At 59.3% G+C, this 11,902-nt stretch carries 12 protein-coding genes and 1 pseudogene; 8 read left to right on the forward strand and 5 right to left on the reverse strand.

The genetic code is table 11. The annotated features are described in order from the left end of the window. Positions 1–400 (reverse strand): hypothetical protein (locus B3F77_RS19775; protein ID WP_293606607.1); only part of this gene is annotated, 400 nt, incomplete at its 3' end. Positions 401–881: 481 nt separating this feature from the next. Next, a complete protein-coding gene (locus B3F77_RS19780) occupies positions 882–1,088 on the reverse strand; it encodes a DUF6494 family protein (protein ID WP_293606608.1) in 207 nt (68 codons plus the stop codon). A gap of 521 nt (positions 1,089–1,609) precedes the next feature. Between B3F77_RS19780 and B3F77_RS19785 the strand changes: the two are divergent. Further along, positions 1,610–1,789, forward strand: a pseudogene (locus B3F77_RS19785) (cyclic pyranopterin monophosphate synthase MoaC); the annotation flags it as partial. 12 nt (positions 1,790–1,801) lie between these two features. Here the strand turns inward: B3F77_RS19785 and B3F77_RS19790 are convergent. Both B3F77_RS19790 and B3F77_RS19795 read right to left on the reverse strand, forming a co-directional pair. After that, positions 1,802–3,346: a PglL family O-oligosaccharyltransferase gene (locus tag B3F77_RS19790; RefSeq protein WP_293606609.1), complete on the reverse strand. Its 1,545-nt coding sequence runs from the start codon at positions 3,344–3,346 to the stop codon at positions 1,802–1,804. A 353-nt stretch (positions 3,347–3,699) separates the two neighbouring features. Beyond that, positions 3,700–3,858: a DUF3309 family protein gene (locus tag B3F77_RS19795; RefSeq protein ID WP_293606610.1), complete on the reverse strand. Its 159-nt coding sequence runs from the start codon at positions 3,856–3,858 to the stop codon at positions 3,700–3,702. Between the two features lie 335 nt (positions 3,859–4,193). Here B3F77_RS19795 and B3F77_RS19800 point away from each other — a divergent pair, with 335 nt between their 5' ends. The 5 genes from B3F77_RS19800 to B3F77_RS19820 all read left to right on the forward strand — a co-directional run bounded on the left by B3F77_RS19800 (position 4,194) and on the right by B3F77_RS19820 (position 9,373). Continuing rightward, positions 4,194–4,481, forward strand: coding sequence for a DUF3144 domain-containing protein (locus B3F77_RS19800; protein WP_293606611.1), 288 nt, complete (start codon positions 4,194–4,196; stop codon positions 4,479–4,481). Positions 4,482–4,681: 200 nt separating this feature from the next. After that, on the forward strand, positions 4,682–6,115 hold the full coding sequence (gene pyk, locus B3F77_RS19805) for a pyruvate kinase (protein ID WP_293606612.1): 1,434 nt from the start codon (positions 4,682–4,684) through the stop codon (positions 6,113–6,115). A gap of 330 nt (positions 6,116–6,445) precedes the next feature. Further along, complete coding sequence (gene fba, locus B3F77_RS19810; RefSeq protein ID WP_293606613.1) at positions 6,446–7,510, forward strand: class II fructose-bisphosphate aldolase; 1,065 nt, start codon at positions 6,446–6,448, stop codon at positions 7,508–7,510. A gap of 94 nt (positions 7,511–7,604) precedes the next feature. After that, a complete protein-coding gene (locus tag B3F77_RS19815) occupies positions 7,605–8,513 on the forward strand; it encodes a phosphoribosylaminoimidazolesuccinocarboxamide synthase (RefSeq protein ID WP_293606614.1) in 909 nt (302 codons plus the stop codon). 278 nt (positions 8,514–8,791) lie between these two features. After that, on the forward strand, positions 8,792–9,373 hold the full coding sequence (locus B3F77_RS19820) for a DJ-1/PfpI family protein (RefSeq protein WP_293606615.1): 582 nt from the start codon (positions 8,792–8,794) through the stop codon (positions 9,371–9,373). 177 nt (positions 9,374–9,550) lie between these two features. Here B3F77_RS19820 and B3F77_RS19825 read toward each other — a convergent pair whose 3' ends face one another. Continuing rightward, positions 9,551–10,450, reverse strand: coding sequence for a tetratricopeptide repeat protein (locus B3F77_RS19825; protein ID WP_293606616.1), 900 nt, complete (start codon positions 10,448–10,450; stop codon positions 9,551–9,553). 145 nt (positions 10,451–10,595) lie between these two features. On the opposite strand from B3F77_RS19825, the gene purE reads away from it, so the two are divergent. Then, positions 10,596–11,117 carry a 5-(carboxyamino)imidazole ribonucleotide mutase gene (gene purE / locus B3F77_RS19830; RefSeq protein ID WP_293606617.1) on the forward strand — a complete coding sequence of 174 codons (522 nt, stop codon included), beginning with the start codon at positions 10,596–10,598 and terminating at the stop codon, positions 11,115–11,117. Then, a partial coding sequence (locus tag B3F77_RS19835) for an ATP-grasp domain-containing protein (RefSeq protein ID WP_414703059.1) occupies positions 11,114–11,902 on the forward strand: 789 nt, incomplete at its 3' end. The genes purE and B3F77_RS19835, both read left to right, overlap by 4 nt.

An 11,902-nucleotide genomic window follows, 5' to 3' on the forward strand; every position in this document is an offset into this window, starting at 1 on the left:
GAGCCAAAGTAAGTGCCATTCGGGTTAGGGTGACTTCGATTCCAACTCGCCAAGTCTTTGGGTTTTTTTCAGCTGAATCTGCGACCGGATAGAAGTGATTTACAACCTGAATTTTGCAGGTAGTAAGAAGACAAGAAGAAGACACGATTGACGGACCGAAAAGTCCACCATTTAGCGCATCTCTCATCCTCATTGCTGCGTCAAATGTTGCTTCAGAGTTTGCTGCGGCGAGAACTCGCGCACTTAATCGTTCCAAGCGTTCGGACGGCGAAAAATACCAGTTTGTCCATGCAAATGTGGCCGCCACGGAAAAAACCAAAAAAATTATTCGCCAATAAGGTATCAGAGAAACCACGACAGTCGCGGCGGCGTCCTTGATTCTTGCTAAAACGGTTGTCATCTATTTTTGGTTTTCTGGAGCCGGGTTCCCATACCATTTAAACGAGACGGAATATGGCGACTCAACCCGATACTAACCCGGCAGGAATAGTCTGGGTCCGGTGGTGAGGATAAAGACATATCAGAAATGAAGCAGTAAGACAAATGACTAAGCTTCATTGTTTTGCTTCGTTGCCCGCAGTCTGAAGCGGTCCACACGACCTACCCCTGTCCCTCCCCCTGCCCAACAGCAGCCCTTGCCATTGACAAAACTCGGCCACAGACGAGTGAGGTGAGCGGCGGGTGGAGCTTGGTGGCGTTACGCTGATTTGCTGACGTACAAGGGCCGTCCGTGATGACTGAAAAAGACTGATTTGCTGTCAGTCAAATTTCCAGAAGGCAGGCGTTCAACGTTCGCGCTAAGCAGCCAGAAGTAAGCGAACAAAGGCCGCTGGCGAAGGGTCCGTCTTCAATGCGCGGTTAGGCCGCATGGGGCCTTAAGCTCATTGGAGCTTGATTTCACCGTCGAAGGTGACATTCAACTTCAATCCCGCGACCTCCAAAGTAACTTTGGCAAAAACCGATTCCGTTCCGGTGATGGAGCCATCGGCAATGGCCTTCTCCACCGCTTGCTCGATCGCGCGCTGCGAATTGACGCCAACCATCTTTAGGAACTTGCGAATGCTGAGGTTGAAGGTTTCTTCGTTCATTGGGTCCTCCGTTTACAGTCCAGGGAAAATTGGAACACCGAATGGCTCAAACGATCGGACCGGTCCTTTTCCAACCGGCAACGACTTCGCGTCAAGCGCGACGTGCTGGTGGCCTTACGTAATGCAGACCGCACGCCGTTGAGGTATATATCGGCAGCACTTTAATTCTGAACCAGTTGATGATGAGGCGCTTGATAAATGTCAAAGGAGCGGAGTGACCAGCAAATAGAAAAACGTAACGCCCGTCAGGAGCACTGCTTTGCTACCGTTCACTCAAGTTGGTTCAAGCAAGCAGCAATGACCCTCAAGGCCAGCCAGCACGGGTTCCCAATTTCAGTGTGGCGTTTTTGGGCCGGAATGGCAGGTAGGTTTGAATCGAAACAGCTGGCTTTTTACCGGAATACGCAATCTTGGGTTAAGCCTGGTCAGAACGAGGGCTGGGGCTGCGAGAGGGTCGTGGTTAAGCCAAGGTGAATTTTCGGGCCACTGGCTTCCTGTTTGTACCGCCCACTTGCCATAGTGAAATCAACGTAGAAACCGTCGGCCCCACCGGCGTGGAAATGGAAGCGCTGACCGCCGTCAGCGTCGCACTGCTCACCATCTACGACATGTGCAAGGCGGTGGACCGCGGCATGACCCTCACCGACGTGAAACTGCTCGAAAAGCACGGGGGGAAATCGGGCAGCTTCATCAACCCCTGAGCGGGGCGCGCTTCACTTTGCGGGTGGCAGGTGCCCGGGTGCATCCGCATGGGCCGCAGCCCAGCGCGCATGGTCTTCAGGGAATGCCGCCCGGTAGCGCGCCAGATACAGCAAAGCTTCATCCTCGCGGCCGAGCATCGTGGCGCTCTCAATCAGCTTTTCAACGACACGTGGCTCAGGCGAGTAATGAAGTAATTCCTGGGCCATCGCGTGCATCGCCGCGGCATTCTCGGGCTTGAGGTCCGTGACGCTCAACGCCGCAAAGCGCGCCTGATCGCGAAACAGCCATGTGCCCCATATTTTGTTCAGGGTATCGTCGCGATAGGCCGCACTTCGCTCCGCAGGCGGCAGATAAATCTGGCTCACCCGGTGATAGTCGATTCCTGCAGACGCCAGTAACGCTATTATAATAATAGCTAATATGGCCCGTAGGTATTGGGCTACAGCCTTGTTTTCCTTAAATTTTTGCTGAAAGCTATGGGCGGATGCCTCGCCTGTTCCAGGCTGTACCGAAGTGGTCGCCCAGAGCAACCCGGCGCACAGCGCCACAGCGATTTGGAACGGCCCGTACCAAAGCGGGTACTCCAGCAGGCTGTGCAGCAGGATGACGGCCAGAATGCCCCAGGCCATCTGTCGAGCGGGATCCGTTTCACGCCAAGGCTTTGCGCGCCACACCATCCAGGCCAAGCCGGTACAAGTGGCCAAGGCAACGGGAACCCCCAGCTCCACCGCAAGCTGCAGCGGCAGGTTGTGTGCATTGTCGAGAATTTCGCAAAAGCGCGGGCCAGGGTACAAAGTGATGAAGTGGGCATAGTCCAGTTCACCCCAGCCCCAACCCAGCCAGGGTTTTTGCGCAATCAAGGTGAGCACGTTGGACCACAACACCTTGCGACTGCCGCAGGTGGGCGTTTCGGCCAGCCGACCTAACAGCCCGCCATTGGCGACTCCGGTCACCACCTCCAGCAGCCAAGGCAGCGCGAGCACAGCGACCCCATAAGCCAGCATCGCTTGCGCCGCAAACATCACGCAGCGGCGTCGACCGGGAAGAGCCCACCGGGCGGTGAGCGCCAGAATCAGCGCCCACTGCAATAAACCCGTGCGTGAACTGCTGGCCGCATTGCCCAGTGCCAGCAGCAGCGCCATAAGGCTCGCCCACCAGGGAACACGCTGCCTGGGAGCTTGCTGCGCGAGCACCCCTATCAAGGCCAGCAGCCCGATGCTGGTCAGCGTGGCAAACTGATTGCGCTGACGCAGATTGGCGAAAGCTTCACCGGCGCTGGTCTGGCTGACCCAAGGGCTCAAAGCGTGTGCCAGTCCAAAATACTGCAAAAGACCGATCACAGCGCTGATGGCGGCGGCCAGCACCCAGGCGGTGGCGATGAGATTGACGTTGAGCCTGCGCTGGAATAGCCACAGGATGACCGCGCAGCATGCGGAAAGCAGCCACGGCCACGCATTGGGTGTCGGCCCTGACGTGTAAGGACTCACCCATGGCAAGACGAGCAATATTCCAAGGAACCAGTCCGGCAGATGGCGATGGTTTAGCGTTTGCAGCACCGGGAAATTTGCTCAACTTTGGTTAATGGCAAGGGCGGCCTGACGGGTTACTGCGGATGAAATTGGAAGGGGTGGCCCCGCATTCCGACGCAAGAAGCGCAAGATGCGCCCTGCCATTTTAGGGTCGAGCTTGTCCAGTTCCAGCCTTGCGGCGGGTCTGGGGCTCAACCTTCCACGGCGTTCTCCCCCTGTTGCCGCCCGATGCCCCCTTCGCGCCTGTCTTGGGCGTCGGCGTAAAAACTCACAAGCGCTGAGTCCAACGCTGCTTGGATCAAAAAAGGTTGCAGGAAGAAAAAAAAGGAACCTTCTAATCGCAAGGTTCCTTTTTTAGGGGGTGGAGTGCTATCTAGAGCTTAGATGCGTCCCATCAGGAGCAGCACGATCAGGATGATGACCACCAGACCCAAACCGCCGCTGGGGCCGTAACCCCAGTTTCGACTGTGGCCCCAAGTCGGCAGGGAGCCAACCAGAAACAAAATGAGAACGATGAGCAGGATGAGCGAGAGAGACATGGAAACACTCCTTGTTATGTGCACTGATTCTTGCTCAAGGCGGGGCGGAATCAAGCAGGAAGGAGGCGCGCTCTGCCGTCAGGAGACTCCTACAGGTTCCGGATGCCAGGACCGTCTGGCTGTTTCGCGAGCGTCTAAAGGCGTTGAAACTGGTCGACGTGCCGCATCAGCGCAACAGCCTGGAAGAAAAACGCCGGCATCAAGGCGGGAGAGTCGCCCGAAGCTTGGAAAAACAAACCCCCAATGGCGCTGGGAAAGTCCAATTCCGCGATGGGCTGCCTGTGACCGTTTGGTCTACACTGACACTACTTTAACTTCATGTAAAAAGCGTCAGCATGGTTGATTCAACTCAAACTCAAGTGAGCTATCCACCGGAGTTCCTCTCGGATGTGGACAAGTTCATCCACCTCGCCAACGAGATGGCGAAAAATAGGGACACAGGGGAGGTAAGCGCAGCCATTCTTTTCGCTGCCGGAAGATATAACTCATTCAACTTCCTCGCCAAAGGCCGTACCCAAGAGGATCAACCTGCGGCGACCGCGTTTTACACCGAAGAGTACCGCAAAGCATTTGAGTCAAATCTGAACGGTGTCGTCGGGCCTGTGATTGGCCGTTCCAGCTAGAAAATCCCCAACCCTGGACAGCTTCTTGGGAATAGGCTTGGCGCCTTCCTGGAAGCACCGCGGGATTCTGCTGGATTTTGTCCGGTCTTGCGAAATGCATGATTTCCAGCCTTTTGCCAGGGGCTGAAAATTGGTACCGGTTTTGTAACTGGTTTCCTGTGATCGTGTGAGAATCGGAAACTAAATTACAGGAGACCTTCATGTCATGTCGCGCCACCAAAATTGTTGCCACCCTCGGCCCTGCTTCCAGCGACCCCGTCCTGCTGGAGAAAATGATTCGCGCCGGTGTCAATGTGGTACGCCTTAACTTCAGCCACGGAACGGCGCAGGACCACGTTGACCGGGCGCAGCTGGTGCGCGAAGCCGCTAAGCGCGTCGGCTGTGAAGTCGCCATCATGGCCGACCTGCAGGGCCCCAAAATCCGCATCGGCAAGTTTGCCGAAGGCAAGGTGGTGTTAGCGCCCGGTGCAAAATTCGTGCTCGATGCTTCCCGCACCGAGCCGGGCGACCTCAATGGCGTGGGGCTGGACTACAAGGAACTGCCGCGTGACCTGAAGGCCGACGATGTGCTGCTGCTCAACGATGGCCTGATTGTGCTGACGGTGGATGCGGTGCGCGGCGAAGCCGTGCATACCAGCGTCAAAGTCGGTGGCGAGTTGTCCAACAACAAGGGCATCAATAAGCAAGGCGGCGGCCTCACCGCGCCCGCTCTGACGGCCAAGGACATGGAAGACATCAAGACCGCGATGAGCTTTCAGGCCGACTACGTGGCTGTGAGTTTCCCCCAAAACGCCACCGACATGGAAATGGCCCGGCAGCTGTGCAATGTCGCCGCCGCGCCCTTCAAGCACAAGCCTGGCCTGATCGCCAAAATTGAACGTGCCGAGGCGATCCCCAAGCTCGAAGAAATTTTGCGGGTCAGCGACGGGATCATGGTGGCGCGTGGCGACCTGTCGGTGGAAGTCGGCAATGCCGCAGTGCCGGCCCTGCAAAAACGCATGATCAAGATGGCCCGTGCTCATGACAAGCTCGTCATCACCGCCACCCAGATGATGGAAAGCATGACCGTCAACCCGGTGCCCACGCGTGCCGAGGTCAGCGACGTGGCCAATGCCGTGCTGGACGGCACCGATGCGGTGATGCTCAGCGCCGAAACCGCCGCGGGCAAGTACCCGCTGGAAACGGTGCAGCAGATGGCCAAGATTTGCCAGGAGGCCGAGAAAGCCGAGTACAAGGAACTGGAGGCCGATTTCTCCGGCAAGACCTTCACCCGCATCGACCAGTCCATTGCCATGGGGGCCTTGTTCACGGCCCATCACCTGGGTGCCAAGGCGATTGTGGCGCTCACCGACAGCGGCTCTACAGCCTTGTGGATGAGCCGCCATGACATCCGCGCGCCCATCTACGCGCTGACCTCGCGCCTGGCGACACAGCGCAAGATGGCGCTTTACCGCAATGTGCACCCGCTGCTCCTGGACACCAGCGCCGACCGCGACACGGCGCTGGAGCAGGCCGAAGGCCATTTGCTGCGCAGAAACATCGTGCAAAGCGGCGATATCTATGCCATCACCTGTGGCGAGCCCATGGGTGCGCCGGGCGGCACCAACATGCTCAAGATCTGTCGGGTGGCTTAGAGGCTGGGAATCTGTGCTTGAGCGCGTAAGCGCTACGGCCAAGCAAAACCATGCCGTTCAGAGCGTGTGGCCCATGCAGTGGGCGCCATGCCGTGCGCGGAAACACCTGCCGGAAGGCATTCCCGATAAACGCAAAGCCTGCCTATGCGTGGCCGGAGGGTGATTTTCGCTGCACAAGCCCTGAACCACCCGACTTCCGGTAAACGATAGAATCACAAGTGCTGGTTACCTAGCGGTTACCGCCCATTTCAGACGGCGTTCACGCTGCGCGGCCCGCCGCCAGTAACCCACCGTTTTTGCCAACCTTTTAACTTTCTGGGGATTTCGATCATGGCACTCGTTTCGATGCGCGAGCTGCTGGACCATGCGGCCGTCAATGGCTACGGCATTCCAGCTTTCAACGTCAACAACCTGGAGCAGGTCACCGCCATCATGCAGGCGGCCGATGAGGTCAATGCCCCGGTGATCATGCAGGCCAGCGCGGGGGCGCGCAAATACGCCGGTGAGGGCTTTCTCAAGCACCTGATCCTGGCCGCCGTCGAGAGCTATCCGCACATTCCTGTGGTCATGCACCAGGACCATGGCCAAAGCCCCGATGTCTGCCGCGGCGCCATCAGCCTGGGTTTCAGCTCGGTCATGATGGACGGCTCGCTGATGGCCGACGGCAAGACCATTGCCAGCTATGACTACAACGTCGAGGTCACTCGCAAGGTGGTCGAAATGGCCCACGCAACGGGCGTTTCGGTGGAGGGTGAACTCGGTTGCCTGGGCAGCCTGGAAACCATGCAGGGCGACAAGGAAGACGGCCACGGCACCGACGCGGTGATGACGCATGAGCAGTTGCTGACCGACCCCGAGCAGGCCGCCGATTTCGTCAAGCGCACCCAGCTCGACGCGCTGGCGATTGCAATTGGCACCAGCCACGGCGCCTACAAGTTCACGCGCAAGCCCACCGGCGACATTCTGGCGATCGAGCGCGTCAAGGAAATCAACCGCCGCATTCCCAACACCCATCTGGTGATGCACGGCTCTTCCAGCGTGCCGCAAGACCTGCTGGCCATCATCCGCGAGTTTGGCGGCGACATGAAAGAAACCTACGGCGTGCCGGTCGAGGAGATCCAGAAAGCCATCCAGTTTGGCGTGCGCAAAATCAACATCGACACCGACATCCGCCTGGCCATGACCGCTGCCGTGCGCAAATTCATGGCTCAGAATCCCAGCAAATTCGACCCGCGCGAGTGGCTCAAGCCTGCCACGGCTGCGGCCAAAGCCCTCTGCAAACAGCGCTACATCGAGTTTGGCTGTGAGGGACAGGCCAGCAAGATCAAGGGCCAGAGTCTCTCGGTGGTGGCGGCCCAATACGCCAAAGGCGAGCTGACCCAGGTGGTTAACTAAAACGCCACCGCCACCCACTTCGCCGGATTGGCGATAATTCAAAGCCCGTGGACTTGACCCAAGTCGCGCGGGCTTTTTTACTTTGACACTCACCATGACCCAAGCACTTCATACTTCTGCCCTGACTTCCCTGCCCCTGCTCGCACGCGGCAAGGTGCGCGACAACTACGCCGTGGGCAAGGACAAGTTGCTGATGGTGGCCAGCGACCGCCTGAGTGCGTTTGACGTGATACTTGGCGAGCCAATTCCCGGCAAGGGTGCCTTGCTCACGCAAATGGCGCTGTTCTGGTTCGACAAGCTGGGCCACATTTGCCCGAATCACCTCACCGGCGAAGCGCCCGAAGGCGCGGTTACGGCGCTGGAGATTCCCCAGGTCACCGGTCGCTCCATGCTGGTCAAGCGCCTCAAGCCAATTCCCGTGGAAGCCGTGGTGCGCGGCTACCTGGCCGGCAGCGGCTGGAAGGAATACCAGGCAACCCAGTCGGTCTGTGGTGTGGCGCTGCCTGCCGGGCTCAAAAACGCCAGCAAATTGCCCGAGCCCATCTTCACCCCCGCGGCCAAGGCCGAGGCCGGCGAGCACGACGAAAACATCAGCTACGAGCAGGTGGTGAAAGTGGTCGGCCCGGAGCTGGCCGCGCAGATCAAAAAGCTCAGTCTCGAGATTTACACCACCGCTGCCGCCTATGCGCTGACCAAGGGCATCATCATTGCCGACACCAAATTCGAGTTCGGCCTCGATGAGCAGGGCACGCTGACGCTGATGGACGAAGTGCTGACGCCCGACTCGTCGCGCTACTGGCCCGTCGAGGGCTATGAACAGGCGTATGCCGCCGGGCAAAACCCGCCCAGCTACGACAAACAGTTTGTACGCGACTGGCTGGAGGGTGTGCGCATCAACGGCAAGCCCTGGGACAAAACCCCGCCCGCGCCGCGCCTGCCGGAGGACGTGATCGCCAAGACTGCGGCCAAGTACCAGGAAGCGCTGACGCGGTTGACGGCCTGAGCCCACGCGTTCTGCAAGTCGGTGGCCTTGGCTGCGCCGTCGCGGCGAGCGGCTTTGATTCTTAAGAAAAATAAGCCTCCAGTCCAATAACAACGGGCACAAATAGCTATCAAATACGTAGCAAATAACGCCTTCTATTTCTTTGGGAGGGGGGCTCAGCCGCCAGCGTGCGCTTGATGGAAACTTCTTTAAAGGGCTGTCACAGCCCGATACCACCACAAGCTGCCCGCCGTGCTCAATAATGATCCTCTTCGTTCATCAACCAAGAGGAAACAGACATGGCAGCCAAAAAGATTTTGATGATTTGTGGTGACTACTGTGAAGACTACGAAACCATGGTGCCGTTTCAGGCGCTGATGGCCGTGGGCCATACGGTGCACGCGGTGTGCCCGGACAAGGTGGCTGGCGACAAGATCAAAACGGCGATCCACGACTTCGAAGGCGCGCAGACCTACAGCGAAAAACCGGGCCACAACTTTGCGCTGAATGCATCGTTCGCCGAAATCAAGCTTGAAAACTACGATGCTTTGGTCTTGCCGGGCGGTCGCGGCCCGGAGTACCTGCGCACCTACCCCGCCGTGGTGGCGATGGTCAAACACTTCTTTGACCGCAACAAGCCCGTGGCCGCCATTTGCCACGCCGCGCAGTTGCTCGCCGCTGCCGATGTGCTGAAAAAGCGGACCTGTTCAGCCTATCCGGCGTGCCGCATCGACGTGGAACGCGCCGGGGGCACCTACGCAGAAATTGACATCGAGGACGCCTATACCGATGGCAACCTGGTATCGGCGCCGGCCTGGCCCGCGCACCCGGAGTGGATTGCCCAGTTTCTGGTGCTTCTCGGGACCAAGATCACACATTAAATACGCATTGACGCGGACCAGCTGGCCTTGCATGATGCTTTGACAAGCAAGCCAGCAGGAGGCTCATCATGTGTCGGGTATTGAACGGTGCCGATCCGGTTGGCCACCGAGCGGCGGCCCTTTTCCTCGCTGGATTCGCGGACCTGCGACGCGCCGCAAACGCAGGCAGCTTGGGACTTAGCTCAGCACCACACTGCTCAGCCGCCGCCGGTAGGTCGCCACCGTCGGGTCTTCGGGCGGAATCTGGCCGTCGGCCACCTTGGGTTTGGGTGCTTCCATGATGTCGAGGATGGCGATGTAGGTTTTGCGCGCGAGTCCGTCGGACCAAGCCTTGTCGCGCATCAGGATGTCGAGCAGTTCGTCCAGCGCTTCGGTCCAGCGCTGCTGGCTCATCAGCCAGCGGGCTTTGTCGAAGCGCGCTTCGAAATCCCGCTTGTTGGCCGCTATTTGTGAGTCAAATCTGGCGCCAGCGCTCGTCCCATGCGCGTGAGAAGCTACAAAATCTATAGCATCCATCCAGCGCTGCAGCGAATCAAAACGGCGCACCACCGAGGTCTGGGCAAGCACCGGCGCGAACGCCACCTTGGCATCGTCTTCGCGCCCCAGGGCCAGCAACTGCTTCACATAGTCAAAGCGCGCAGTGTCATTGGCCGGATCGGTGGCGACCGCCTGATGCAGCTTTTCCAGTGCGGCTTCGGGGCTGGTGTCCGCTTCTACTGCCAATTCTTCCGGTTCGGTTGCCTCTTCTTCGGCTGGCGGCAGGTGCTTGTCCAGAAATTCCTTGACCTTGCCCTCGGGCAGCGCGCCGGTAAAGCCGTCCACCGGCTGGCCATTCATCATCAGAATGCAGGTCGGGATGCTGCGAATGTCGAAGGCGGCACCGAGCTGCTCCTCCTGCTCGGAGTCGATCTTCACCAGTTTGAAACGCCCGGCGTATGCCACCTCGACCTTTTCAAGGATAGGCCCGAGCGACTTGCAAGGACCGCACCACGGCGCCCAGAAGTCAATCAGCACAGGCAGGGTCATGGAAGCGGCAATCACTTCCTCTTCAAAGTTGGTAAGGGTGACGTTGATCATGGTTCTCTGGAATTGGGGCCTGGCAAGAAGTTTTCAACCGGACGGCTGAGCCGGCACCACGATAGCACGCAAGCGGCAGCCTGAGACCTTAAAATCAAGCTCCTATGCGCACAGCCCGTACAACCTCAAGACTCTCAGGGTCCCTATGACGACAAGCAACAATTCGGCTCGGCCTCCTCTTCCCGTTGTGGTGGGCGTGGTGATGGGCTCCAGCAGCGACTGGGAGACCCTGCAGCATGCCGTGCAGATCCTGCAGCAGTTTGGCGTGGCGCACGAGGCTAGAGTGGTGTCGGCCCACCGCATGCCTGACGAGCTGTTTGCCTATGCCGAGCAAGCCTCTGGCCGTGGCCTGCAGGTGATCATTGCCGGCGCCGGCGGTGCGGCCCATTTGCCCGGGATGCTGGCCGCGAAAACCACGCTGCCGGTGCTGGGCGTGCCGGTGGCCAGCAAGCATTTGCAGGGGCTTGATTCGCTGTACAGCATGGTGCAAATGCCCAAGGGTGTGCCAGTGGCCACCTTTGCGATTGGCAACGCCGGAGCCGCCAATGCGGCGCTGTTTGCCGTGGCCATGCTGGCGCTGCACGACCCGGCGCTGGCGGACAAGCTGCAGGCTTTCCGCGCGGAGCAAACCGCTGCCGCACGCGCCATGACGCTGCCGTCCGCATGAACTCTTCGTCAATGTCGCCAATCTTCCCAGGAACCGTATCCGCATCTGGCCAGCCTGCCACGCTGGGCGTGATGGGCGGCGGCCAGCTCGGCCGCATGTTTGTGCATGCCGCGCAGCGTCTGGGCTACTTCACGGCGGTGCTCGACCCGGATCCGCAAAGTCCCGCTGGCCGGGTCAGCCATCACCATGTCCAGACTGCTTTCAACGATGAGCAGGGTTTGCTGCAGCTGGCATCGCTGTGCGCGGCCATTACCACTGAATTCGAAAACGTGCCTGCCGCCGCGCTGCTGACGCTGGCGGCCAAGTGCCCGGTAGCGCCCGGCGCTGCTGCCGTGGCCATTGCGCAAGACCGGATTCAGGAGAAATCCCATTTCACGGCCAGCGCCGCTGAATCGGGTGTGATGGCGGGCGTGACCTGCGCGCCCTACGCGGTCATCGAAACACTCGCGCAGCGCCAGGCCGTGCCCGCAGATTTGCTGCCAGGCATTTTGAAAACGGCGCGCATGGGCTACGACGGCAAGGGCCAGGTGCGCGTCAAAAATGCGGCCGAGCTGGCGACTGCATGGGGCGACTTGAAGCAGGTGCCCTGCGTGCTTGAAAAGCTGTTGCCGCTCAAGGCCGAATGCTCGGTCATCGTGGCGCGCGGCTGGGACGGCGCGATCGTGAGCTTCCCGCCGCAGCGCAACGTGCATGTGGACGGTATTCTGGCGGTGACCGGGGCTTATGAAGGAAATATGCATCCAGCGCTTGCTGCACGGGCGCAAGCAGCTACTAAATCAATAGCA

This window comes from Polaromonas sp. UBA4122, from assembly GCA_002381615.1.
In the GTDB taxonomy this organism is placed as follows: domain Bacteria; phylum Pseudomonadota; class Gammaproteobacteria; order Burkholderiales; family Burkholderiaceae_C; genus Polaromonas.